The sequence below is a fragment of the Streptomyces sp. NPDC088794 genome, assembly GCF_044750545.1.
Lineage (GTDB): Bacteria > Actinomycetota > Actinomycetes > Streptomycetales > Streptomycetaceae > Streptomyces.
Map to the genome: position 1 here is coordinate 391519 of NZ_JBIVKB010000006.1, position 24548 is coordinate 416066.

The window sequence follows — 24548 nt, forward strand, 5'->3', positions numbered from 1 at the left end:
CCAGTTGGTCGTTGGGTGACCAGGGATTCGGCGAGGAACTGCGGGAGAGCGGGGCGGACATGGCGCGGCACGGCGGCGGGCACGGGTGGTACGGCAAGGTGTTCGGCGCGGCGCTCGGGGTGGCGCTGCTCGCCGCCGGCGCCTCGACCTGGACCGCGCAGGCCGGTGCCCCGTCGCCGAAGGCCGCCGCGTCGGCGCCTTCGGCGGCGGGCGGCCACGTCGAGCGCGTCGCCGTGACCATCGCGCACGCCTCGGACAAGGGGACGCGCGGCGTCAACATCACCATCGACGACGGCCCCGACCCCGAGTGGACCCCTCAAGTCCTCGACGTACTGAAGGAGTTCGGGGTCAAGGCGACGTTCTGCATGGTGGGGACGCAGGCGCAGGCCCACCCCGACCTCGTGAAGCAGGTCGTCGCCGCCGGGCATCGCCTGTGCGACCACTCGGTGTCGCACGACACCACGATGGACAAGAAGTCCCAGGCCTACCAGTCGCAGCAGATCCTCGACGCCGAGCGCATGATCACCGAGGCGTCCGGGGGCGTCCGGCCGATGTACTACCGGGCGCCCGGCGGGGCCTTCACCCCCTACAGCCGCAAGCTCGCCGCCTCCCACGGCATGCGCCCGCTGGGCTGGAACGTGGACACCAAGGACTTCGAGCAGCCCGGCACGGACGCCATCGTCGCCACCGTGCAGCGGGAGTTGCCGAACGGTCCGACCCTGCTCTTCCACGACGCCGGCGGGGACCGCTCCCAGACCGTCGAGGCCCTGCGCCGGATCCTGCCCCAACTCAAGCAGCAGGGATACGAGTTCGGCTTCCCGGTGTGCTGAGACCCGGCCCCGCCCCGGCCCAGGCCCCGCTCTCGTCTCCGGCCCCGTCCACGCCAACCGTGTGACGGGGCTCACTTCGTAGGGAAAACCCGCGGACCGCGTCCCGCGTCTAGCCGGTGTGAGATCAGTCAGGAAGGCACCCGGCGAGCCGGACGAGGAACGTCTCGTCCGGCTGGTCGCCAAGGGTGACCGCGCGGCGTTCGAGGAGCTGTACCGGCGTACCGCGCCGTGGCTCGCGGTGCGGCTGCGCCGGCGCTGCGGCGACGAGCAGATCGTCGCCGAGGTGATGCAGGAGACGTATCTGGCGGTGTGGCGCGCGGCCGGCGCGTTCGCGGGCGCCTCGGTGGGCGGGACGGCCGTCGGCTGGCTGTGGACGATCGCCGCACGCCGGCTCGTCGACGCCTTCCGGCGCAGGGCCCACCACGCCGAGCCGCCCCTGGCCGCCGCTCCCGCCGACGCGGCGCCCGCCGCCGAGGAGGAGGCGCTCGCGGCGACCGTCGGCGGAGACGTCGGTGACGCGCTGCGCCGCCTCGCGCCGGAGTTGCGGCAGGTACTACAGGCCATGGTCCTCGACGGGCTCTCCGTCCGGGAGACCTCCGTCCTGCTCGGGCTGCCCGAAGGCACGGTCAAGACCCGTGCGCGCCGGGCCCGGATCGCGATGCGGAGGGCGCTGACATGAGGGCGGAGGGCGCTGACATGGACGGGGAACACGCGTCGACGCGGATCATCGACGGTTACGCACGCGGCGGCACGGACCTCGCCGCCGACGAAGTATGGGCCGTGGAAGCCCACTTGGAGGCGTGCCGGGTCTGCCGGGACCGGCTCTCGGCGGCCGTCACCGCGCACGCGCCCGCCGTGGCCGCGCTCGTCGGCACCGTCTGGTCCGGCCTCGAACCCCGGCTCGCCGCCACCACCCCGGTACCGCGCCGCCGGTATCGGTCGGTACGGCTGTCGAGTTGGCTGACGCCCACGATGGTGCCGTGGCTGGCCATGGTCGTGAGCGTCACCCTGCTCGCGCTCCTGCTCGACGTGGTCGGCGGCGGTTTCGGCCTCGGCTCCGGACCCCGCGATGTGTCGCTGGTGCTGCTGCTCGCCCCGATCCTGCCGGTGCTCGGCGTCGCGGCCTCCTGGTCGCAAGGGCTCGATCCCGCCTACGAGTTGACGGCGTCGGTGCCCAGGGCCGGGCTCCATCTCGTGCTGCGGCGTACGGCCTCCGTGCTCGCCGTGGTCGTGCCGGCGCTGCTGGTCGCCGGCTGGGCGACGGGGGTGCCGGGCGTGACGGCCGCGCAGTGGCTGCTGCCCTGTCTGGCCTTCACCTCGACGACCCTGGCGCTCGGCGGTGTCGTCGGGGTGACCCGGGCCGCCGTCGCGGTGGTGGTCGTATGGGCCGCCGTCGTCGTGACACCGACCGTGGCCGCGAGCCGGGCGACCTTCGCGCTGCAGACGGGCGGTCTGCCGGTGTGGGGGCTGGTCCTCACGCTCGGCGTGGGTGTCGTGATCGCCCGCAGGGGTGCGTACTCCGTGCTGGGGGCGCATCGATGACGACCGAGACACCCGTCGGACAACCCACCACGAAGACAAGTGAAAGGAGCGCCCCATGATGCCCGCGGTGAGCGCGGCCGACATCGCGCCGACGCCCTACGCCTGGCAGATCCGGGCCACCGGACTGAAGGTCAGGGTCGGCCGGAAGCGGATGGCCGTCGACGGGCTCGACCTGTCGCTCGGCACCGGTGTGCACGGTGTCCTCGGGCCCAACGGGGCCGGCAAGACCACCCTCATCAGGGCGCTGGCCACCGTGCTGCGCCCCGCCGAGGGCACCCTCGAACTGCTCGGCGAGTCCGCCGGCGGCATGGGCGAACACCGGGCCGTGCGTCGCCGGATCGGCTATCTGCCGCAGGAGTTCGGCTACTACAAGCGGTTCACCGTGCGCGAGTTCGTCGAGTACATGGCGTGGCTGAAGGAGGTGCCGAAGGCCGACATCCCCGGGGCGGTGCAGCGTGCCGTGGAGCGGGTGGGCCTCGCGGACCGCGCCGACGAGCGGATGAAGGCGCTGTCCGGCGGCATGGTGCGCAGGGTCGGCATCGCCCAGGCCATCGTCAACGATCCGGCGATCCTGCTCCTCGACGAACCGACGGCCGGCCTGGACCCGGCCCAACGGCTGCGTTTCCGCGAGCTGTTGCAGGAGCTGGGCGCGGACACCTGCGTGGTCGTCTCGACCCACCTCGTCGAGGACGTCGCCGCCGCCTGCACCGACGTGGTGCTCTTCGCCGAGGGCCGGCTGGTCTTCCAGGGCACCCCGGACGAACTGGCCGCCGCGGGCGGTCCCGAGCACGTGGGCGACAGCCCGCTGGAGCGCGGCTACTCGGCGCTGCTCCAGAACCCCGAGCGGGAGAGGGGTTCCTGGTGAACGCCCGTGTCCCGCGCCTCGACGTCGACTTCCGTGTCCTGCGTACCGAGTTGAGACGTTCCGTCGCCCCATGGGCCGGCGGCGTGGTCCTGACGAGCGCGCTCGCGTTCCTGTACCTGCTGGGCAACGCCTCGTGGTGGAACGGCACCACCGCGTGGACGGCCCAGTGGACGTCTCTGGCGATGTGGACCCGCAGCCTGCTGTTCTACCTGTGGCCGCTCGCCGTGGGGTTCGGCGCCCTCCAGGGTCTGCGCGACCACCGCTCGAAGATGATCGAGCTGCTGACCAGCACACCGCGCCCCGCCCGGCATCGCGCGGCCGTGCCGGCGGGCGCCACGGCGATCACGCTGACCTCGGCCTTCGCGCTCCTCGTCCTCGTGGGCGGCGTCCAAGTGCCCGCCCACACCGACTACTTGCACTTCGGCTGGCTGCCGATCTCCCTGATCGGCGCGCTCTTCCTCGTCGCGGGGGCCCTGTTGGGCATGGGCGCCGGACGGGCCCTGCCCTCCGCGCTCACCCCGCCCCTGCTGGCCGTCGGTGCCTTCGTGTTCACCGCCCTCATGCACATGTCCCTGGGCCGGACGAGCACGATCGATCCGGCGACGGGGTTCGACAGCACGCAGCCGAAACGCGTCTCCCTCCTCTCACCGGAGGTCGAGGAGGTGCACAACGTCCTCGTCACGGTCTCCACCCCCGTGCACGTCGGCCAGACGATCTGGCTCCTCGGCATGGCCGTGACCGGCTTCGCGCTGCTGGTCGCCGCGACCCCGCGCACCCGGCTGCTCGCCCTGACACCCGTCGTCGCGGGCGCGGTGCTCGCCCTGCTCGTCCTGCCCTCCGACCCACGCCGGATGTACGTCGTCGACAGGGCCGCCGCCGAGTCGGTGTGCGACGGCCCGGTGTGCGTGGCCAGGGCGCACCAGGACCGGCTGGCCGGCCTGGCGGCTCCCGGCAAGGAGGCGCTGCGCCTGCTGCACGGCGCGCTGGGTGACCGGGCGCCGGTCGCGGTCCGCGAGAACACCGCCGTACTGCCGTACGGGTCGACGCCACGGTGGTCCCGTACGACCGTGCTCTTCGGCTTCGACGACGCCGTCGTCGCCGACGCGAAGGGCGAGGAGCTGACCCGGGCCCTGCTCGCCAAGGGGCTGGCGCCGGACTGCACCCCCGTCGGCTGGAGCGGCTTCGGGAGCGCCGACTACGCGCAGACCGTCGCGGTGGCCTGGATCCTCGGGGAGCTGAGGCCGCTGCCCGGCACGTCGGCGAGCATGCGTCGCGAGGTCGAGGCCGAGACGCGCCCGGTGTGGAAGAAGCTCAAGGCGCTGCCGTGGTCCGAGCAGCTCGCGCGGATCAACGCGATGCGCGCGACCGCGCTGTCCTGCGAGGGCGACCCGTTCGAGGTGCTGTCCGGCGGCACGGCCCGGTGAGGCGCGCTCCCGCGAGACGGCCGGCATCGGCACGGCTCCCGTCCAGATGGCCGCCGTTGAGATGGCTGACGCTGTACGCCCGCTCGCGTCAGGTCCCCGCGTCGCTCGCCGCCGTGGTGACCGGCACGGTGGTGATCTGGGCGCTCGCCCCGGACGGCGGCCGGGCGCCCGGTGATCCGCGGCTGCCCGTGCTCGTGCTCGCCATGGGCACGATGGCCGCCTCGATCGGGCTCGGTGGACAGGACCTCGCGCTGGACCGGACGGCCGCGATCCGCTGGGTGCCGCGCAGAGCGGCGCACGTACTGCTCGCCGGGACGGTCGTCGCCGCGGTGCTGCTGGCGGTGCAGGCGATGGGCGCGCCCCTGGCCGGTGCCGGGTTCGTCGTCCGGGACAGCGCGGGCCTGACCGGACTGGCCGCCCTGGGCGCGGCGCTGTCGGGCGGCCGGTACGCGTGGACGCCGCCGTTCGCCTGGCTCTCCCTGTCGTTCGTCGCCCCGCCCGCCACGAGTACGCCGACGCGGGTGACGTCCTGGCTGCTGCTGCCGCCCGGCACCCCGGCGGCCGGCTGGACGGCCCTGCTCCTCCTGGCGGGCGGCACGACCGCCTACGCCCTGGCGGGACCGAGGCGGTAGGCGGCGCGACCCGTCAACTCGTGGGCACCGGGCGGTCGTAGACGTTGTCCGGGGTGACGATCTCGGTGACCGCGCGGGCGACCAGGGAGGACGGCTCCTGGCCGCCGGAGGTGATGTCGGTGTTGAGCAGGACGACCAACGTCGCCTTCCGCGAGGGGAGATAGACGGTCACGCTCTCGTAGCCCGGGATGGAGCCGTTGTGCCCGATCCAGCCGCCGCTGTCGAAGATGCCGAGGCCGTAGCCGAGCCCGGGGAATCCGGTCGGCAGGGTCTTCAGGCGCTGCTTCTGGGTCTCCGGGCTGAGCAGCGTGCCGGTGGCGACGATCTTCGCCCAGCGGTGCAGGTCGTGCAGGTTCGAGATCATCGCGCCGGCCGACCAGGCCCAACTCGGGTTCCAGTCCGTGGAGTCGACGACCTCGCCGCTCAGCGTCTGGTTGGTGTAGCCGCGGGGATGCGGCTCGGGGAACTCACGGACGTTCGGGCCGTCGGGGAACAGCGTGTGGTCGAGGTCGGCCGGGCGCAGCACCCGCCGGTCGATGACGTCGGCGACGTGGTGTCCCGTGACCTTCTCGATCACCAGGCCGAGCAGCACCAGGTTGCTGTTGTTGTAGACGAACACCTTGCCCGGCGCGGAGGTGTTGCGGTGCTTGAAGCCGTACGCGAGCAGCTCGTCCGGGGTGAACGAACGGGTCGGGTCGCTCAGCAGGTCGTGCACGAAGTCGGGGTCGGAGCTGTACGGGAACAGTCCGCTGCGCATCTCGGCCAGGTGGCGCAGGGTGATGCGGCGGCCGTTCGGCACGCCGTGGACGTAGCGGTCGATCGGGTCGTCGAGGCGGATCCGCCCGTCGTCGACGAGCTGGAGCAGCGCGGTGACCGTGAAGGTCTTGGTCTCACTGCCGATCCGCAGGTACATGTCGGGGCTCATCGGCGCGCCGGTGGCCTTGTCGGCGACGCCGGTCGAGCGGACGTAGCACCCCTTGCCCGGCATCCACAGGCCGACGGTGACGCCGGGGATGCCGGCCTGTCGGCGGACGTCCGCGACGGCCTTGTCCAGCCGGGCGGTCAGGTCATGGCCGAGGCCGCCCGACGGGCACTCGTCATGGTCGTGCCGGTCCGCAGCCACAGGGTCAACGGTAGCCGTGGGGGTGGCGGCGGTGGCGGAGACCGCCGTCATCGGGGTCAGTACGGACGCCACCAGCAGCACAGCTGCGAACAGGCGGCGGGAGGGAGTACGTCGCATGTGGGGGTGCTTCTTCCGATCGGGGCTGAGGGTGTCACGCCACCATCCGGAGTCCGCCGCGAGGCCCTCCCGCCGTGCGCGCCCCTTGGAGTCCACTCGATCGGACCGGCGTTCGGCCGTACCACACGGGTTCAGGTTTGATCCGGCCGGCGGGCGGGGTCGCGGCGGTACAGCAGGCTGTACGACGGACCGGCCCGCAAGCTGGATCGATCACCGTGCGGCTGCTTCCTAGGTTGGTGAGCACACCGGAGGCCCGGTGCACCCGATCGCCAACTCCCCGGGAGACAGCCCATGATGACGATCCGTCACCTCACCGCCGCAGCCGCGCTGGCCGCCCTCGGGCTCGGTCTCGTGACGCCCGCGGCGAGCGCCACGAACGCCACGGAGTCCCGCCGCTCCACCCTCCAGCGGAGCGTGGACGCCATCCAGAAGACGGGGACCGTGGCCGTCCTGGCCCAGTCGACGGGTCCGGACGGACGGCGGTACGCCACCGCCGGGGTGTCCGACACCGCCACGGGGCGAGCGGCACGCGCCACGGACCGGTTCCGGATCGCCAGCTCCACCAAGACCTTCGTCTCCACGGTGCTGCTGCAACTGGTCGGCGAGGGGCGGGTGTCGCTGGACGACACCGTCGAACACTGGCTGCCCGGCCTGGTGGACGGCAACGGCAACGACGGAAACGCCATCACCGTAAGGCAGTTGCTCAACCACACCAGCGGGCTGTTCAACTACACCGCCGACTTCCCCGAGATCGCGAGCGTCGACGGTTTCGAGGCTGACCGTTACACCACCTGGACCCCGCGCCAGTTGGTCGGGATCGCGATGCGGCACGCGCCGGACTTCGCGCCCGGCACCCAGTGGGAGTACTCGAACACCAACTACATCGTCGCCGGGATGATCATCCAGAAGGCCACCGGGCACACCTGGCAGCAGGAGGTGACCCGGCGCGTCATCCGTCCGCTGGGCCTGCGCGACACCTCGGCCCCCGACACCGCCGCCCGCATCCCCGGCCGACACCTGCACGGCTACTCCGACTTCGGCGACAGCGGGCCCACCATCGACGTCACCGACCTCAACCCGACGGCCGCCGGAGCGGCCGGCGCCATGATCAGCACGACCGGCGACCTGACCCGCTTCTTCTCGGCGCTCCTGGGCGGCAGGCTGCTGCGCCCGGCCCAGCTCGCCGAGATGAAGACGACGGTACGGGCCGCCTCCCTCGACCCCGTCTGGCCCGGCGCCCGCTACGGCCTGGGCCTGATGGAGATCCCGCTGACCTGCGGCGGCGTCTACTACAGCCACGCCGGCGACCTCATGGGCTACACCACCCGCGACGGAGTCACCGCCGACGGCCGCCACACCGTCGTCCTGGAGGCGACCGGCGACGGCGCGCCCGACCTGTCCACGGAGCTGGCGCAGAACGCGCTGATCGACACGGAACTGTGCGGCGCCACGAAGAAGTAGCTGTTCTACGGCGTGCTCTGGACGTCCTCGTGCAGGTGGACCACGAGCCACTGCCCGCCGGAGTCGGCCCGCCGGAGTATCGCCGTGTTGCGGGCCAGGTCCGGTGGGGCCGCACGGTAGTGGACCCGCAGCCAGTAGCGGGCCACGGCCAGGTCACCGAAGACGTCGACGACTTGGCCGTACGCCGTGAGGCCGGTCTCGGCGGGTGCGCCGTCGGCTGTCGGACGGCCGTCCCGGACGCGGTCCAACTCGCCCTTGCCGCAGAGGAGTTCGGGGGTCGCCGAGTCCCAGACGGTGGCCTCGGGGTCGAGGTAGGAGTCGATGCGCTCGCGGTCGCCCGCGGTGTAGCCCTCGTACATGCCGGTGATCACCGCCCACACCTCGGCCAGATCGGCGGGCGCGCCACCCGGGCGGGCACCACCGCCGGGTGCGGGGGTGGCGGAACGGGACGGAGAAGCGGGCATGGCGGGGTCCTTGCGTGGGTGCGGGCGGTGAGCGACGGGACGCGGGTGGGGCTCGGGTCAGGGGAGGACGACCAGGTCCCGGGGTGTGCGGTTGAGGCGCTCGCCGCCGTCCTCCGTGCAGATCACGATGTCCTCGATCCGTGCCCCGTACCGGCCGGGCAGATAGATGCCGGGTTCGACGGAGAAGGCCATGCCCGGCGCCAGCGGGAGCGGGTTGCCGGTCACGATGTAGGGCTCCTCGTGGGTGTCGAGGCCGATGCCGTGTCCGGTGCGGTGGACGAAGTGCGGCCCGTGCCCGGCGTCGGTGATGATGTCCCGCCCCACGGCGTCGAGTTGACTCGCGCTGATGCCCGGCCGGACGGCGTCGGTCTGGGCGCGCTGGGCGCTGAGCAGCACGTCGTAGAGGCGGCGGAACTCGGCGGGCGGCTCGCCCACCGCGTACACCCGGGTGGAGTCGGAGCAGTAACCGTCCTTGGTCGTACCGCCGATGTCGACCACCACGGGGTCCCCGGCCCTGATCACGCGGTCGGAGACCTCGTGGTGCGGGCTGGCGCTGTTGGGGCCGGAGCCGACGATGACGAAGTCGACCCGGACGTGCCCCTCGTCGAGCATCGCGTCCCCGATGTCCCGGCCGACCTCGCGTTCGGTGCGTCCGGCCCGCAGCCACTCGCCCATGCGGGCGTGCACCCGGTCGATGGCGGCCCCGGCCCGGCGCAGGGCGGCCTCCTCCTGCGAGGTCTTGCGCATCCGCAGCCCGTTGAGCACTCGTCCGGCCAACTCCTGCTCGGCGCCCGGCAGTACGGCACGGAAGGCGAGGGTCTTCTCCGCCCACATGTGGTTGTCGACGCCGATCCGGGCCGTGCGGGCGGGCAGCCGGGCCGCGACCAGGGCGTAGGGGTCCTCGGTCTCCTGCCAGCCGGTGATCTCGATGCCCAGGTCCGCGGCCGGGGACGCCTGCGCGGCGGGTTCCTCCAGGGCCGGGACGAGGAGGAAGGGGTCGCCGTCGGCCGGCAGCACCAGGCAGGTCAGCCGCTCCAGCGGCAGGGCGTCGTAGCCGGTCAGGTAGCGCAGGTCGGCGCCGGGCGAGATCAGCAGGGCGTCCAGACCGGCCCGGGCCGTGGCCTCCCGGGCGCTGTGGAGGCGATCGGCCGGATACAGGTCGGCGAGCTGTCCGTCGTCAGGCATCGGTCCTCCGTGAGGGTCGTGAGAGATCGTGAGAGGTCGTGAGGGATCGTGAAAGGTGTCCGTGCGGCCGGACCGTTCGGTCCGGACCGGGTCAGGCCGCGTACAGCCGGCACGCCACGCCCCCGGCGATCAGCTGCGGTTCCTCCCGGTCGCAGCCGTCGAAGGCCTGCGGGCAGCGGGGGTGGAAGCGGCAGCCGGTGGGCGGTTCGGCCGGGTCGGGCACGTCGCCGGGGAGTTCGGCGGGCAGCACGCCCGCCCCGTCGGGCTTGGGTACGGCGGCCAGCAGGGCCTGCGTGTAGGGGTGCCGTGGTGCGGCCCAGACCTCGGCGGTGGGGCCGGTCTCCACGATCCGCCCGAGGTACATCACGGCGATCCGGTCGGCGATCAGCCGGACGACGGACAGGTCGTGGCTGATGAACAGCAGCCCGGCGCCCGACTCGACGGCCAACGACCGCATCAGCGTGGCCACTTGGAGCTGCGCGGAGGCGTCGAGCGCGGAGATCGGCTCGTCGCCGACCAGCAGCCGGGGGCGGGCGGCGAGCGCGCGGGCGATGGCGATGCGCTGGCGCTGGCCGCCGGAGAACTCCTGCGGATAGCGCCCGGCGGCGTCCGCCGACAGCCCCACCCGCTCCAACAGGTCCTCCGGGGTGGCGCCTTCGGCCGCCTCGCCCCGCCCTGCCACCGTGCGGATGCCGTCGGAGAGCTGCGCGCCCACCCGGCGCCGGGGGTTGAGGGAGCCGTACGGGTCCTGGAAGACCATCTGGACACCGGTCAGGGCCGGTTCGCGCCGGCGCACCCGCAACGGGCGTACCGGCGTGCCGTCGTAGACGATCCGCCCCTCCGCCGGTGGGACGAGCCCGCAGACCGCGCGGGCCAGCGTCGACTTCCCGCAGCCCGACTCGCCCACCAGGCCGACGACTTCACCGGCCCGCACCTGGAGGCTGACCCCGGCGACGGCGCGGGTGGGCGGTGCGCCCGGCCGGTGGTACTGGACGACGAGGTCGTCGACGGAGAGGAGAGGGGCCGTGGGGTCGGGGGTCATGCGGTGCTCCTTCCGGGGAGCGCGTCCAGGAGCGTACGGGTGTACTCGTGCCGCGGCTCGGTGAGGACCTGGCCGCGCGCACCCGTCTCCACGACCAGGCCGTGGCGCATCACGCTCACCTCGTCGGCGATCGCGGACATCACGCCCAGGTCGTGGGTGACCAGCAGGACGGCGAGGCCGAGGTCGTCGCAGAGGCCGCGCAGCAGCCGCAGCACACCGGCCTGCACGGTCACGTCGAGGGCGGTGGTCGGCTCGTCGGCGATCAGCACCTTCGGCTCGCAGGCCAGCGCGATGGCGATGGCGATGCGCTGGCGCATGCCGCCGGAGAACTGGTGGGGGTAACGCCCCAGCGCTTCAAGGGGGTTGGGGATACGGACCTGCGTGAGCAGGTCGGCGGCCCGCTCCTTCGCGGCCTTGCGGTCCAGCTTGAGGTGGTGGCGCAGATGGTCGGTGAGCTGGTGTCCGATGCCGAGCATGGGGTGCAGGCTGGTGGACGGGTCCTGGAACACCATGCTCACCGATCGCCCGCGCAGGGCGGCGAGTTGGCGGGGCGGAAGGGTGAGCAGGTCGGTGCCCTCCAGCTCGATCCGGCCGCCGGTGCGCGAGCCGGGCGGCAGCAGACCGAGCGCGGCGAGACCGGTCATGGTCTTGCCCGAGCCGCTCTCCCCCGCGAGCCCGTGCACGCGCCCCGGCCGCAGCGCGAGGTCGACGCCGCCGAGGATGCGTCGGCCGCCCAGGTCGAGGGTGAGGCCGCTGATCTCCAGCACGTTGCCGTCGGTCATGCGACCCGCTCCTTCTCCGCGCCGATCGTGCGGGCGGTGCCGGGGTCGAGGGCGTCCCGGAGCGTGTCGCCCAGGAAGTTGAAGGCGAGGACGACGGTGAGGATGGCCAGGCCCGGGAAGACCCCGATCCACCACTTGTCGAACTGCTGGGTGCCGTCCGCCACCATCGCGCCCCACTCGGCCGTCGGCGGCTTGGCGCCGAGCCCGAGGAAGGACAGCCCGGACAGCAGCAGCGTCGCCGTGCCGATGTCGAGGGTGGCCAGGACGAGCAACGGGCCGAGCACGTTGGGCAGGATGTCGACGCGCAGGGACCGCCAGGCGGAGAAGCCCAACAGCCGTCCACTGAGCACGAATTCACGGTTCCTGAGACCCATGACCAGGCCCCGGGTGACGCGTGCGTACGACGGCCAGGACACCACCAGGACGGCCAGCACCGCGTTCTGGAGGCTGGCGCCGAGCGCGGCGGCGACCACCATCGCGAGGATGACGGTGGGGAAGGCGAACACGAGGTCCGCGATCCGCATCACGGTCTCGTCCACCCACCGCCCGAAGAACCCGGCGCAGGCTCCCAACACCCCGCCGACCAGCAGCGACATGGCCACCAGCAGCAGGGCGAGCGGGATGGAGACCCGGGCCCCGTACAGCACCCGGCTCAGCACGTCCCGGCCCAACTCGTCGGTGCCGAACCAGTGTCCGGAGCCGGGGGACGCCAGCCGGGGCAGGTTCTGCGCGAGGGGGTCGTGCGGGGCGAGCAGCGGGGCGGCGACCACGATGACCAGCCAGACCACGGCGACCAGACCGCCGGTGACGGCGAGCGGCCGGCGCCAGGCGGGTGGCAGCCGCCGGAGCAGGGAGAACTTCGCTCCCCTTTCAGGACTGCGTTTCACTGCACCCTCACCCTCGGGTCGATCACGCCGTACAACACGTCCACGGCGAGGTTGACGGTCAGGTACACCAGGCCGACGACCAGGCCCACGCCCATCACGGCGGGCAGGTCGAGGGTGGTCGCGCTGCGGTAGGCGTAGGCGCCCAGGCCCGGCCAGGCGAAGATCGACTCCACCAGGACCGTGCCCGACAGCAGCGCCCCGAAGGCCAGTCCGGCGACCGTGATGACCGGCACGAGGGCCGCCCGGAGCACGTACTGGAAGAGAACCGTGCGGCCGGGCAGGCCCTTGGCGCGGGCCGCGCGCACGTAGTCCTGGTTGAGCACCTCCAGGACGGCGGAGCGGGTGAAGCGGGTGAGCAGGCCGACGGTGTACGCCGTCAACACCAGGGCGGGCAGGGCGAGATGGCCCACCGCGCTCCAGAACACCGGCCACTGTCCGGCGAGTACGGCGTCGACCGTGTAGAGGCCGGTGACGTGCGGCGGGGCGGTCATGCCGGGGTCGAGGCGGCCGCTGCCCGGGGCCCAGCCGAGCCGGTAGAAGAAGACGTAGAAGGCGAGCAGCGCCAGCCAGAAGGTCGGCACCGACACCCCCAACAGGCTGACCACCCGCAGGAGTTGGTCGGTGAAGCGGTCCCGGCGCAGGGCCGCGACGACACCGAACGCCACGCCCACGACCAGCGAGACCACGATCGCGGCCCCGGCGAGTTCCAGGGTGGCGGGGACGGCCGTCGACAGGTCGTCGAGGACCGGCTGGTGACTCTGCTGGGACTCGCCGAGGTCGCCCTGGAGCAGGTTGCCGAGGTAGGTGACGTACTGGACGGGCAGCGGCTTGTCGAGGCCGTTCGCGTGCCGCCACTGGGCGACGATCGCCGGGTCGCCGATCGCCCGCTGCCCCAGGTTGGCCGCCGCCGGGTCGCCGGGGACGAGGTTGGTGAGGACGAACGTCACCAGGGTCACGCCGAGGGCGAGCAGGACGGCGGTGGCGGTGCGGCGGAGCAGGAAACGGGCGAGGGGGTGGCGGGCGAGGAGCCGACGGCGGGCGACCGGCCGGCCGACGGGAGGGCGGTCGTCGGGAAGACGGTCGCCGTCACCGCCTTCCACGCCACCGGCGCCACCCGCGACTTTCCCGCCCGCTCCCTTACTTGGCGCCCAGCGCGGCGACATCGATCGTCCATACGGGGTTGTAGGCGACGCCGGTGACGGACGCGGCGGAGACGGTGTTGCGGCTCGGCTGCATCAGCGGGATGAAGGGCCCGGAGGCGTTCAGCCGGGTCTGGATCTGCTCGTACAGCGCCTTGCGGGCGTCGTCGCCGATCGTGGTCGCGGCCTTGTCGCCGAGCGCGGTGAGGGTGGGGTCGGCGCCGGCCTTCCAGCCCGCGCGCAGGCCCACCAGGTTGCCGGGCAGGAAGGCGAGGTAGTCGCTGGGGTCCGGGTAGTCCGGGCCCCAGTACCAGAGGCCCACCTGCTCCTTGGCGTTGCGGTAGTTGTCGAGTTCCGTGGTGGTCGGCGCGGGGGCCAGCGTGACGGTGATGCCGACCTCCTTCAGCTGGGCCTGGACCCGTTCGGCGAGGGTCTGGAGGGAGAGGCCGTCGACGGTCAGGTCGCTGGCGTAGCCGAGGGTCACGGACGGCTTGCTGATGCCGCTCGCCTTGAGGGCCGCCTGCGCGCCGGCCAGGTCCCGGCCGGCGGCCTGCGAGGCGGGCAGCGCGCCGAGGAACGTCGACGGGATGATCCCGGCGGACTGGACGGACCCCTTGCCGGCGAGCGAGAGCAGGCTCTTGTAGTCGATGCCCTTGCGCACCGCCTCGGCGAACTTCGCGTTGGCCGTCGTACTGCTGACCTTGGTGTTCTGGTTGAGCAGCAGGAAGATCACGTCGGAGGACGCGCCGCTGTCCACCGTGAGTCCGCCGGTCAGCCCGCTGACCTGGTCGGAGGTGAGGTCGAGGGCGATCTGGCTGTCGCCGCGCTGCACGTTCAGCTTCTGGGTGGGCGCCTGGACGTTGCGGAGGACGATCTTGTCGTAGGTCGGCTTGTCCGAGCCGGTGTACTTGGGGTTCTTCTCCAGGACGACCTGCGTGTTCGTGTTGAACGAGGTGAGCGTGTACGGGCCGGAGCCGGCCGACTTGGTGTTGAGGTACTTCTCCGCCGCGTCCGCCGAGGTCGCGCTTCCGCCGTGGGCCTGGACCGTCTTCTCGCTGAGGATGCCGAGCGCGGGGTTGGGGAGGATGAAGGGCAGCGCCGGGTTCGCCTTCTTCGACACCAGGGTGACGGTGGAGGCGTCGGTCTTGCTGACGGTGACGCCGTCGAGCAGGAAGGACGGGTTGCCCTTGAGCGCGATCACCCGGTTCAGCGAGAAGACCACGTCGTCGGCGGTGACCGCACTGCCGTCCGCGAACTTCGCGCCCGTCCGCAGGTGCAGGGTGAGCGTCTTGCCGTCGGTGGACAGTTCGTACGAGGACGCCAGGCCCGGCACCGGCTTGGTGACGTCGCCGCCCTTGAAGGTCAGCAGCGTCTCGTAGAGCGCCTTGTCCACGATCTGGCCGGTCGGCTCGAACTCACGGCCCGGGTCGGCGGTCTTCAGGTTGAACGACGTGTCGACGACCAGGGTCTTGCCGGCGGACGAGCCGGAGGCACTCGAACCGCCGGAGCATGCGCTCAGGGCGAGCGCCGCGACCGCGACGAGGGAGAGTGCCGCCGGGTAGGACCCGGCACTGAGTCTGGGCATGCGTGCCTCCGTGAGCAGGGCGGAGCGAGGGTTGCGCGAGGGGCGGAGCGGGGGTCGAGCCGGGGCGGAGCGGAAGAAGGCCTGGCGGGTACGGGCGGACGCCGGGAAGGGTCTGGACGATTCGCCGTTAGGGTGGGCCGAAAATAACCAGGACTCTCGGCCGACGGGACCAGCGCGAGACGAAATGTGACGGAGAGGCGCGAACATGGAAGATCTGTCGACCCCGGAGACCTCGGGCGAACGCCGATCTGGACGGATCGGCATCGGTCTTGCCCTGGATTCGGTGCATTTCAAGATCCTCGACGTCCTGCGTTCCCAGGGACGTATTTCCGTCGCCGCCCTCGCGGAGCGTGTCGGCGTCTCCCGCGCGAACGCCTACACCCGCCTCGAAGCCCTCCGCGCCGACGGCGTGATCAACGGCTTCAGCGCCCGCGTCGACCACACCCGGGTCGGTCTGGAGATCTGCGCGCTGATCTTCGTCACGGTCCGCCAGGAGCTGTGGAAACAGTTCCGCACCGCGCTGGCCCAGATGCCGGAGGTGGAGTACTGCGCCGTCACCACCGGCCAGCACGACGCCATGATCCAGATCCGGGTGGCCGACGTCACCGCCGTCCACCGCCTGGTCACCGACCGGCTCTCCACCATTCCCGCGGTCCGCGCGACGGAGACGGTGATCATCCTCGACGAGGTGCTGCGCCGGCCCTACGTCCTGCCGGCCGAGCCCCGCTCCCCCGAGTCCGCCGGTGTGACCTCCCAGGACGCCCCCGGTACGAGCCAGTTCGGCATGACCCGCTTCATCCGGGCGGCCGAGGGGCGGGCGGACCTGCAAAGGGCGTCCGAGCCGGAGGAGTGACTCCGGCTCGGACGCCCGTACCGCCTGATCAGTTCTTGATCAGTTATTGATCAGTTCTTGTCGGCCCCCACGGGCTCGGGGTCGGCCGGAGCCGCCGTCCGCTCCGCCGCCTGCCCGGTCGTGGTGCGCGGGGGCAGGGAGTCGCCCTCGATGTCGACGTTCGGGACGGCGCGGTCCAGCCACTTGGGCAGGGCCCACGCGTGGCGGCCGAGCAGGCTCAGCACCGCGGGGACGATCGTGAGGCGGACCACGAAGGCGTCGATGAGGACGCCGATGGTCAGCGCGAAGCCGATCGTCTTGACGGTCGGGTCGTGGTTGAAGATGAAGCCGCCGAAGACGGCCGCCATGATGAGCGCCGCCGCGGTGACGACCCGGCCGCTGCGCTCCACGCCGTGCTCGACCGCGGCCCGCGCGTCCCGGTGGTGGTGGAAGTGCTCCCGCATCCGGCTGACCAGGAACACCTCGTAGTCCATCGCGAGGCCGAACAGGACGCCGATCAGCAGGACCGGCACGAAGCACGCGATCGGGGCCGCCGCCGCGACCTGGAACAGTCCGGTGAGGTGGCCGTCCTGGAAGACCCACACGACCGCGCCGACGCTGGCCGCGATGGACAGCAGGAAGCCGAGAACGGCCTTGAGGGGCACCAGGATCGAGCGGAAGGCCAGCATCAGCAGGAGCAGCGCGAGCACCACGATGATCGTGACGAACAGCGGCAGCGCGGAGGCCAGCTTCGCCGACACGTCGATGCCGGCGGCGGTCGCGCCGGCGACGTAGGCCGTGCCGCCCGCGTCGGTCACCGGGGTCACGGCGTCGTCGCGCAGCCGGTGCACCAGGTCGGTGGTCCGCCGGTCGTCGGGGCCGGTCCTCGGCACGACGCCGAACACGGTGATCGCGCCGTCCGGGGTGGCGTTGGGCGGGGCCACGGTCGCGATGCCCGGGTCCTTGCCGACGGTGTCGGCGACCTTCTTGACGACCGTCTCGCGCTGCCCGGCCGGTACGTGCGTGCCGTCCACGACGACCACGAGGGTCGCGTTGAAGCCGGGACCGAAGCCCTTGGTGAGGAGTTCGTAGCTCTTGTGCTGGGTGCTGGCGGTGGGCTGGGTCTCGTTGCTGGGCAGTCCGAGGCGCAGTCCGGTGGCGGGCAGGGCGAGGGCGAGCAGACCGAGGACGCTCACGACCAGGACCGGAACGGGGAAGCGCGTCATGAGACGGCCCCAGGCCAGACCCCAGGAACCGGGCTTGCGCGCACGGGAGTTGCTCTTGTCGACGCTCTTGTCGCCGCCCTTGTCGGCTCCCTTGTCGGCTCCCTTGTCGGCGCTCTTGGGCCGCAGGCGCTCGCCGAGGAAGCCCAGCAGAGCCGGTACGAGGGTCAGGGCGACCAGGACCGCGAGGAGTACGGTCCCGGCGGCGGCCAGGCCCATCACGGTGAGGAAGGGGATGCCGGTCGTGGCGAGCGCGGCCAGCGCGATGATGACCGTGACGCCCGCGAAGGTCACGGCGCTGCCCGCGGTCCCGGTGGCGCGGCCGATCGAGTCGGACACGTCCTGCTCGGGATCGGCGAGCTGTTCGCGGTGGCGGGAGACGATGAACAGGGCGTAGTCGATGCCGACGGCCAGGCCGATCATCAGCGCGAGGACGGTCGCGGTGCTCGTCATCTGGATGTACCGGGACAGGAACTGGACGGTCATCACGCCGACCCCGACGCCTACGAGGGCGGTCACCAGGGGCAGTCCGGCCGCCACGAGCGAGCTGAGCGCGAGCGCGAGCACCACGAAGGCCACGACCACGCCGACCACCTCGGCGGGGCCGCCGACCTCGGCCGGCGGGGTGGACACGGTGCCGCCCAGTTCGACGTCCAGGCCGGCCTTCCTGGCCGGGTCGAGGGCGTCGTCGAGCCGGTCCTTGGCGGACTGGGGCACGCTGTTCGCGGGCTTGCCGAACAGGGCGTCGGCGTAGCCGACGGTGCCGTCCCGGGACACGGCTCCGGTCGTGGCGGGGTCGGTGACGTTGATGACCCCGGGCACCGCGGCGACCTCCTTGAGGGTCGCGGCGATGGCCCGGCGCTCCTTCGCGTCGCCGAGTTTCGCACCCTCGGGTGCGGCGAACACGACCCGGGCCGTGCCGCCGGCCGCCTGCGGGAACTTCGCCTTCAGCAGGTCCTGGGCCTGCTGGGACTCGACCCCCGGCACCGAGAACTCGGTCGTCACCTTTCCGCCGAGGGTGGTGCCCAGACCGGCGGCCACGGCGAGGAGCAGCACCCACACCGCGAGCACCCGGCCCCGGCGGCGCGCCGCCCAACGTCCCAGCGCGTACAAGCGTTTCGCCACGGCAGGTCTCTTTCGTTCCGGGGTTCGGCAGCAGTCGATCCCGTCGGTCCAGCACGATTTTTACAGCGTAATGCATGTTTACCATGGGAAGTAAAAATGCGGTCCGCCGGGTATGCTGGGCCCCATGGACAGGGTTGCGACGGGGGACGGCCTGCGGGAACGCGGCAAGGCCAGACGACGGGCCGCGATCGTCCAGGCGGCCTTCGAGCTGTTCGCCGCGCAGGGCTACGACGACACGACGATCGCGGAGATCGCCGGGGCGGCCGAGGTGTCCCCGCGCACGGTGACCCTGTACTTCCGCTCCAAGCAGGACATCGCCTTCGCGTCCTTCGACGCCACGGCGCTGCATCTGACCGACACACTGCGCACGCGGGCCTCCGGTGAGACCGTCGTGCACGCCCTGGAGGGCTGGCTGCGCGAGGAGATGGCCTGCCACGACGGGACCGACGAGCTCGAACGGCGCATGTTCGAGGTCAACCCGGAACTGCGGGCGGTGCGCACCGCGCGGATGACGGCGGCCATCGAGGAAGGCGCCCGCATGATCGCCGAGGACACCGGTCAGTCCCCGGACGGGATCGGCCCCCGCCTCGCGGCCGCCGCGGCCGCCGCCCTGGTCACCGAGATCTTCGCCCAGTCCGAGGGCCCCGCCCGCGACCAGGCGATCAGTGCGGCGATGACCTTCCTCAGCGGGGGTATCGAGACGATGACCGCGAGCGCGCGGGGCTGACCCGAGGCGGTGGGCTCCCGTGCGGTGACGCTGGTAGTGCCGAGCCGCTCGGGCCGGAGGCGGCGCCCCCTCCGTCACACGGAGAAGGCGCCGCCCGGACTACTGCTCAGGACTGCCGCTGTCAGGACTTCAGGAACGCCAGGATGTCGGGGTTGAGAACCTCCGGGTGCGTGGACAGCATCCCGTGCGGGTAACCCTCGTAGCTCTTGAGCGTGCCGTTCTTCAGGAGCGCGACCGTCAGCGGCGCGGAGTCCTCGTACGGGACGACCTGGTCGTCGGTTCCGTGGGCGACCAGGACCGGGACGTCGATCTGCTGGAGGTCCTGGGTGAAGTCGGTCTCGGAGAACGCCTTGACGCATTCGTAGTGCGCGTTGGCGGCGCCCATCATGCCCTGCCGCCACCAGTTGTCGATCAGCCCCTGCGAGACGTTCGCGCCGGGCCGGTTGAAGCCGTAGAACGGGCCCGAGGGTACGTCGATGAAGAACTGTGAACGGTTGCCGGCGACTCCCTCGCGGAAGCCGTCGAAGACCTCCAGGGGCAGGCCGCCCGGGTTGGACTCCGACTTGATCATGACCGGCGGTACGGCGCCCACCAGTACCGCCTTCGCGACCCGGCCGGGTTCGGCGCGGGCGACGTAGCGCGCGACCTCGCCGCCGCCGGTGGAGTGGCCGATGTGACACGCGTCCCGCAGGTCGAGCGCGGCCGCGAGGGCGATCACGTCGGCGGCGTAGGTGTCCATGTCGTGGCCGGTGGCGGTCTGGCTCGACCGCCCGTGCCCGCGGCGGTCGTGGGCGACGACCCGATAGCCGTGCGCCAGGAAGAACAACATCTGGTTGTCCCAGTCGTCGGCGCTCAGTGGCCATCCGTGATGGAAGACGACCGGCTGGGCGTCGCGTGGACCCCAGTCCTTGTAGAAGATGGTGGTGCCGTCGTCGGTGGTGACTGTACCCATACCTGATCCTCCGCTCGCCCGTTCGTGCCCCGGGCTGCTCGGGGGTGCGCGGGGCACGCGGGACCGACGAATTGACGCCTTGAGGCGCGGTCCGGATGTACCTCGAACACACTACGCCGGGGCCTTTGGGGGCACACCTCAAAGCCGCACCCGCGGTGGAAGTCCGGTAAGCCTTACCGTTGCCGAACGCCTGCCGGAACTACTTCCCGAACGCCTGGCGGAACTCGGTGACGGTCTCGGGCGAGGCCCAGTTCGCGCCGCACATCGGGACCACGCCGTCCTTGGCGGCCACGACGTACCGCTCGCCCTTCGAGAACGTCAGGTGCTCCACGTCCTGCGGGCCGTTGTCGAGGACGACCGTCTCCGCGTCACCGCCCTTGAGCCAGTGGTCGGCGCGGAAGGTGACCGTGGCGCCCTTGACGGAGGTGACCGTTCCGATGAAGAGGGTCGGGTACGTGCGCAGGAGGTCGGGCGTGGGTTCCACGCACTTGCCGGTGATGCCGCCCGGCGCGGCGCTGAGCGTCAGACCTGGGGCGGTCTTGGCCGAGTGACCGGGGACGTTGCCGTTGCCGCCGCCGTTTCCGCTGTTCGCCATGATTCCTCCGGTGATGCCGCCGCCGAGCAGGAGCAGACCGGCGGCCGCGAGCCCGAGGAGCTGACGGCGTCCCCGTCCCGCACGGGTCCGCACGGGGTGAGTGGTGGTGCCGGCGCTGTCGCCGGAGGTGTTCGTCGCCGAGCTGAGCGCGGTGTCGGTGTCGGTGTTCACAGTGGTCTCCACAAGACGGGTGATGTCGGGCAGCGGAGCCTGGGATGTCAGCGCCGGGTCCGCGGCCTTCATCCGGGCCAGCAGTTCGTCGTCGTTCACTGACTGCTCCTTCCTTCACCTGTCCTGTGTCCGGACCGATCCGTATCCTTTCGCCCCAACTGCGCGGCGAGTTTCTTCTTCGCCCGGTGCAGCCGGATGCTGACCGCGTTGGACGTCATCCCCGTGACGTCCGCGATCTGCCGCGGCGCGAGCCCCTCCCACGCCCACAGCTGAAGCACCTCGCGGTCCAGCGCCGCGAGGGTGTCGAGCGCGGCGTGCAGGTCGCTGTGATCGGTGTCCCCGGCCGGCGGCCGCGCCTCCTGCGTCCGGATCAGCCGCTCCATCAGCCGGAGCCGACGCCCGTCCGCACGGCGGGCGTTGGACAGACATCCCCGTGCCACGCCGTAGCACCACGGCAGTACGTCATCGGGCTCGGGCACGGAATCCGTCCCGGCGCCGGGGACGTCGTCGATACGACGCCACAGCACCAGCATCGTCTCCGCGAGGATGTCGTCGACCAGGTCGGGGCGCGCCCGCCGCAGCAGATAGCGGTGCAGCGGTGCCGCCACCACGTGCGCCAGTCCTTCGAAGCGCGCTCGCTGCTTCCGGCGCGCTTCCTCTTCCGTCATGGATTCCACGAACCGTCCTGTCCGGCGGCGGCCGTTTCCTTTCAGCGCCGCCGCGACTCGGCTCAGCGCCGCAGCAATTCGGTCAGTTCGGCCTCGTAGAACAGCGCGGGGTCGAAGCCCATGCCGGTGAAGTGGCCGGCCAGCTCCAGGGACAGGATGCCGTGCAGGCGGGTCCAGAAGGTCAGGGCCCGGTGGAGCACGGCGGGCGGGGCGGGGTGGTCGCCGGCCCAGTCGCGGTGGTCGGCGAGGTGGGCGTCGAGCGGAGCGTCCGGCGAAGTCGCCGGTGCCTCGGGCGAGTTGAGCGCGTCCAGCAGATGCCCCATGATCTCCGCGGCGATCGCGGTGATGTCGTCGGGCGCGTGATACCCGGGCACGGGAGTCCCGTAGACGAGGAAGTACCGCTGCGGATCGGCCAGCGCCCACTCCCGCAGCGCGTGCCCGAGTCCCACCGCGTCCGCGCCCGCGGCCCGCGCCTGGCCCACTCCGTCGGCGAGGCTCCGGTAGGCGTCCCTGACCAGCTCGGTGATCAGCTCGTCGCGGTTGGCGAAGTACCGGTACAGGGCGGGTCCGGTCATGCCCATGTGCTTGGCGATCGCGTTGAGGGAGAGCGCCGAGGCGCCCGCCGTGGCGATCTGCTGCCAGGCCCGCTCCTTGACCTCCGCCCGCACCTGGGCGCGGTAGCGCTCACGCGGTGTCGTCGTCCCTGCTCCGGCCATGCGACCTGCCCTCCCTCGTCCCCGCATTGTTTCGTTAGAGGCTATCACGAAGGTTATTGACACTCCCTCCGTCGATGCGTTACAACTTCTAACGAACCCGAGAGCGAATAACTATCGAGGAGAACGCCGTGTTTGAACGCTTGGCCGACCTGGCGATACGCCGGTCCCGACTGGTCCTCGTCGTCGCCGTCGTGGCCGTGGCTCTCATGGGCGTGCTGGGTGCCGGCGCCTTCGGCAAGCTGCTCGGCGGCGGCTTCGACGACCCCGCCTCGCAGTCCACCAAGGCCGCGAAGGTCATCGACGACAAGTTCGGCGGGGAGACCAACCTGGTCCTGCTGGTCCGGGCCGACGAGGGCCGCGTCGACGCCCCCGACGCCACCCGCGGCGGCCGGAGCCTGGTGGCCGACCTCAAGAAGGAGAAGACGCTCACCAACGTCGTCTCCTACTGGGACACCGACAGCCCCGCCCTGCTCTCCCGGGACGGCCGCGAGGCGATGGTGCTGGCCCATGTGACCGGCACGGAGACGGAGCGCAAGGAGAACGCGACGAAGATCCTCGACGCCTACACCGGCGACGCCGACCGGGGCACGCTCACGATCGAGGCCGGTGGCGGCGCCGCCGTGAACAGCGAACTGTCCGAGCAGGTCGTCGACGACCTCGTACTGGCCGAGTCCATCGCCATCCCGCTGACCCTCGTACTGCTGCTGTTCGTCTTCGGCAGTGTGGTCGCCGCGCTGCTGCCGCTGGCCATCGCGATCATCGCCGTGGTCGGCTCCTTCGCCCAGCTCTTCCTGCTCGGCAGCGTCACCAGCGTCGCCGACACCGCGACCAACCTGACCACCGCCCTCGGCCTGGGCCTCGGCATCGACTACGCGCTACTGATGGTCAGCCGGTTCCGTGAGCAGCTCGCGACGGGCACGAGCGTCGAGGACGCGGTACGGCGCACGGTGGCCACCGCCGGCCGGACCGTCGCGTTCTCCGCGGCGACCGTCGCGGCCGCACTCGCCGCGCTCCTGGTCTTCCCCCAGTACTTCCTGCGCTCGTTCGGCTTCGCCGGGGTCGGGGTCGTCGCCATCGCCGCCCTCAGCACCCTGTTCGTGATGCCGTCCCTGCTGTACGTCCTGGGCCACCGGGTCAACAGCGGCCGGCTGCCGTGGGCGAAGTCCGCACGGACCGCGCAGACCGGCCGGTCCGACTCCCGGGCGCCGCTGTGGGGCCGCCTCGCCCGCACCGTCATGCGGCGGCCCGCGCTCACCGCGCTCCCCGTCCTCGCCGTCCTGCTGGTCGCCGCGAGCCCGCTCCTCGGCATCACCTTCGGCACCCCGGACGAGCGCGTCCTGCCCGAGGACACCGCGAGCCGCCAGGTCTCCACGGCACTGCGGGAGAACTTCGACGGCAGCGAGGCCTCGGCCCTCAACATCGTCATCGACCAGCCCGTGAGCAAGGCCCCGCTGGAGTCGTACGCAACCGAACTGTCCGGCCTCGAGGGCGTCGTCCGCGTCGAGACCAGCACCGGAACCTACGCCGGCGGACAGTCCGCGGCGGCCGGCCCCGCGAACCCCGCCCTCGGCCGGCCCGACGCGCAGCGCCTCAGCGTGGTCAGCTCCCTCACCCCGAAGTCGGACGCGGCCCAGAACCTGGTCGAGCAGGTGCGGGCCCTCGCCCCGCCCGCCGGCACCCACCCCCTGGTGGGCGGCACCGACGCCGTACTGGTCGACTCCAAGGACTCCATCGGCGGCCGGCTCCCGATCGCCATCGCCCTGATCGCCCTGACCACCTTCGTCCTGCTCTTCCTCTTCACCGGCAGCGTCGTGCAGCCACTGCGCGCCCTGCTCCTCAACGGCGTCAGCCTGGCCGCCACCCTCGGCGTGATGACCTGGATCTTCCAGGACGGCAACCTCTCCTCCCTGCTCGGCTTCACGGCCCAGCCGATGGAGATGTCGATGACGGTCCTGATGTTCTGCATCGCCTTCGGACTGTCCATGGACTACGAGGTGTTCGTCACCAGCCGGATCAAGGAACTGCACGACCAGGGCGCCGACAACGAGACCGCCGTCGCCGACGGCCTCGGCCACACCGGACGCATCGTCAGCGCGGCGGCCTTCCTGCTCGCGGTGAGCTTCTTCGCCTTCGGCACCGCCAAGATCAGCTTCATGCAGATGTTCGGCCTGGGCAGCGGCCTGGCCGTCCTCATCGACGCCCTCGCCGTCCGCGGTGTCCTGGTCCCCGCCGCGATGCGCCTCCTGGGCCGCTCGGCCTGGTACGCCCCCGGCTTCCTCCGCCGCTTCCACAACCGCTTCGGCCTCAGCGAGGGCGGCCCGGAACACGCGCCCTCCACCGGACCCGCCCCCGCTACGACGCCGTACGTGAAGGACACGACGGAGGTCTGACGCCGGCGCCCACTCCCTTGACACCGCTTCGGGCCCGCCTCTGCACCACGGAGGCGGGCCCGGCGGGCGGT

Annotated in this window: 23 protein-coding genes; 10 read left to right on the plus strand and 13 right to left on the minus strand. The window is 71.9% G+C overall.

Features of this window, described 5'->3' with window-relative positions; all coding sequences use genetic code 11:
• Positions 1 to 59 precede the first annotated feature (59 nt).
• From ACIP6U_RS20325 to ACIP6U_RS20350, 6 genes are all read left to right on the plus strand, one after another.
• Positions 60 to 830 (plus strand): polysaccharide deacetylase family protein, encoded by a 771-nt coding sequence (locus ACIP6U_RS20325; RefSeq protein WP_401719636.1) that lies wholly within the window; start codon positions 60 to 62, stop codon positions 828 to 830.
• Positions 831 to 948: 118 nt separating this feature from the next.
• Positions 949 to 1509: an RNA polymerase sigma factor gene (locus ACIP6U_RS20330; protein WP_401719489.1), complete on the plus strand. Its 561-nt coding sequence runs from the start codon at positions 949 to 951 to the stop codon at positions 1507 to 1509.
• Positions 1510 to 1526: 17 nt separating this feature from the next.
• A complete protein-coding gene (locus ACIP6U_RS20335; RefSeq protein ID WP_401719492.1) occupies positions 1527 to 2372 on the plus strand; it encodes a zf-HC2 domain-containing protein in 846 nt (281 codons plus the stop codon).
• 55 nt (positions 2373 to 2427) lie between these two features.
• The gene (locus ACIP6U_RS20340; RefSeq protein ID WP_401719494.1) at positions 2428 to 3237 is read left to right on the plus strand and encodes an ABC transporter ATP-binding protein; all 810 of its coding nucleotides are present in this window, start codon (positions 2428 to 2430) and stop codon (positions 3235 to 3237) included.
• Positions 3234 to 4661, plus strand: coding sequence for a hypothetical protein (locus ACIP6U_RS20345; RefSeq protein ID WP_401719497.1), 1428 nt, complete (start codon positions 3234 to 3236; stop codon positions 4659 to 4661). The genes ACIP6U_RS20340 and ACIP6U_RS20345 overlap by 4 nt, the downstream gene beginning before the upstream one ends.
• Before the next feature lie 56 nt (positions 4662 to 4717).
• Positions 4718 to 5293, plus strand: coding sequence for a hypothetical protein (locus tag ACIP6U_RS20350; RefSeq protein ID WP_401719500.1), 576 nt, complete (start codon positions 4718 to 4720; stop codon positions 5291 to 5293).
• Between the two features lie 13 nt (positions 5294 to 5306).
• Here ACIP6U_RS20350 and ACIP6U_RS20355 read toward each other — a convergent pair whose 3' ends face one another.
• On the minus strand, positions 5307 to 6533 hold the full coding sequence (locus ACIP6U_RS20355; protein WP_401719503.1) for a serine hydrolase domain-containing protein: 1227 nt from the start codon (positions 6531 to 6533) through the stop codon (positions 5307 to 5309).
• A gap of 291 nt (positions 6534 to 6824) precedes the next feature.
• Here ACIP6U_RS20355 and ACIP6U_RS20360 point away from each other — a divergent pair, with 291 nt between their 5' ends.
• A complete protein-coding gene (locus tag ACIP6U_RS20360) occupies positions 6825 to 7994 on the plus strand; it encodes a serine hydrolase domain-containing protein (RefSeq protein ID WP_401719505.1) in 1170 nt (389 codons plus the stop codon).
• Positions 7995 to 7999: 5 nt separating this feature from the next.
• On the opposite strand, the gene ACIP6U_RS20365 is transcribed toward ACIP6U_RS20360, so the two are convergent.
• From ACIP6U_RS20365 to ACIP6U_RS20395, 7 genes are all read right to left on the minus strand, one after another.
• Positions 8000 to 8458: a DUF4440 domain-containing protein gene (locus tag ACIP6U_RS20365; protein WP_401719507.1), complete on the minus strand. Its 459-nt coding sequence runs from the start codon at positions 8456 to 8458 to the stop codon at positions 8000 to 8002.
• A 57-nt stretch (positions 8459 to 8515) separates the two neighbouring features.
• Positions 8516 to 9643 (minus strand): M24 family metallopeptidase, encoded by a 1128-nt coding sequence (locus ACIP6U_RS20370; RefSeq protein WP_401719510.1) that lies wholly within the window; start codon positions 9641 to 9643, stop codon positions 8516 to 8518.
• A 91-nt stretch (positions 9644 to 9734) separates the two neighbouring features.
• The gene (locus ACIP6U_RS20375; protein ID WP_401719513.1) at positions 9735 to 10685 is read right to left on the minus strand and encodes an oligopeptide/dipeptide ABC transporter ATP-binding protein; all 951 of its coding nucleotides are present in this window, start codon (positions 10683 to 10685) and stop codon (positions 9735 to 9737) included.
• Positions 10682 to 11467 carry an ABC transporter ATP-binding protein gene (locus ACIP6U_RS20380; protein WP_401719515.1) on the minus strand — a complete coding sequence of 262 codons (786 nt, stop codon included), beginning with the start codon at positions 11465 to 11467 and terminating at the stop codon, positions 10682 to 10684. Before ACIP6U_RS20380 ends, ACIP6U_RS20375 begins: the two co-directional genes overlap by 4 nt.
• A complete protein-coding gene (locus tag ACIP6U_RS20385; protein ID WP_401719518.1) occupies positions 11464 to 12354 on the minus strand; it encodes an ABC transporter permease in 891 nt (296 codons plus the stop codon). The genes ACIP6U_RS20380 and ACIP6U_RS20385 overlap by 4 nt, the downstream gene beginning before the upstream one ends.
• Positions 12351 to 13454 (minus strand): ABC transporter permease, encoded by a 1104-nt coding sequence (locus ACIP6U_RS20390; protein ID WP_401719520.1) that lies wholly within the window; start codon positions 13452 to 13454, stop codon positions 12351 to 12353. The genes ACIP6U_RS20385 and ACIP6U_RS20390 overlap by 4 nt, the downstream gene beginning before the upstream one ends.
• A 37-nt stretch (positions 13455 to 13491) precedes the next feature.
• On the minus strand, positions 13492 to 15078 hold the full coding sequence (locus ACIP6U_RS20395) for an ABC transporter substrate-binding protein (RefSeq protein ID WP_401719523.1): 1587 nt from the start codon (positions 15076 to 15078) through the stop codon (positions 13492 to 13494).
• A 205-nt stretch (positions 15079 to 15283) separates the two neighbouring features.
• Between ACIP6U_RS20395 and ACIP6U_RS20400 the strand changes: the two genes are divergently transcribed.
• The gene (locus tag ACIP6U_RS20400; RefSeq protein ID WP_401719526.1) at positions 15284 to 15931 is read left to right on the plus strand and encodes an Lrp/AsnC family transcriptional regulator; all 648 of its coding nucleotides are present in this window, start codon (positions 15284 to 15286) and stop codon (positions 15929 to 15931) included.
• A 50-nt stretch (positions 15932 to 15981) separates the two neighbouring features.
• Here the strand turns inward: ACIP6U_RS20400 and ACIP6U_RS20405 are convergent, their stop codons facing one another.
• Positions 15982 to 18258, minus strand: a complete 2277-nt coding sequence (locus tag ACIP6U_RS20405; protein ID WP_401719529.1) for an MMPL family transporter — start codon at positions 18256 to 18258, stop codon at positions 15982 to 15984.
• 124 nt (positions 18259 to 18382) lie between these two features.
• Here ACIP6U_RS20405 and ACIP6U_RS20410 point away from each other — a divergent pair, with 124 nt between their 5' ends.
• On the plus strand, positions 18383 to 18985 hold the full coding sequence (locus ACIP6U_RS20410) for a TetR/AcrR family transcriptional regulator (protein WP_401719531.1): 603 nt from the start codon (positions 18383 to 18385) through the stop codon (positions 18983 to 18985).
• 121 nt (positions 18986 to 19106) lie between these two features.
• Here ACIP6U_RS20410 and ACIP6U_RS20415 read toward each other — a convergent pair whose 3' ends face one another.
• The 4 genes from ACIP6U_RS20415 to ACIP6U_RS20430 form a co-directional block, all read right to left on the minus strand.
• Positions 19107 to 19937, minus strand: a complete 831-nt coding sequence (locus tag ACIP6U_RS20415; protein WP_401719534.1) for an alpha/beta fold hydrolase — start codon at positions 19935 to 19937, stop codon at positions 19107 to 19109.
• Between the two features lie 199 nt (positions 19938 to 20136).
• Entirely contained in the window at positions 20137 to 20802 is a 666-nt protein-coding gene (locus ACIP6U_RS20420) for a hypothetical protein (protein WP_401719537.1), read from the minus strand.
• The gene (locus tag ACIP6U_RS20425; protein ID WP_401719539.1) at positions 20799 to 21371 is read right to left on the minus strand and encodes an RNA polymerase sigma factor; all 573 of its coding nucleotides are present in this window, start codon (positions 21369 to 21371) and stop codon (positions 20799 to 20801) included. The genes ACIP6U_RS20420 and ACIP6U_RS20425 overlap by 4 nt, the downstream gene beginning before the upstream one ends.
• 62 nt (positions 21372 to 21433) lie before the next feature.
• On the minus strand, positions 21434 to 22087 hold the full coding sequence (locus ACIP6U_RS20430; RefSeq protein WP_401719542.1) for a TetR/AcrR family transcriptional regulator: 654 nt from the start codon (positions 22085 to 22087) through the stop codon (positions 21434 to 21436).
• A 128-nt stretch (positions 22088 to 22215) separates the two neighbouring features.
• Here ACIP6U_RS20430 and ACIP6U_RS20435 point away from each other — a divergent pair, with 128 nt between their 5' ends.
• The gene (locus ACIP6U_RS20435; RefSeq protein WP_401719544.1) at positions 22216 to 24477 is read left to right on the plus strand and encodes an MMPL family transporter; all 2262 of its coding nucleotides are present in this window, start codon (positions 22216 to 22218) and stop codon (positions 24475 to 24477) included.
• Positions 24478 to 24548 lie beyond the last annotated feature (71 nt).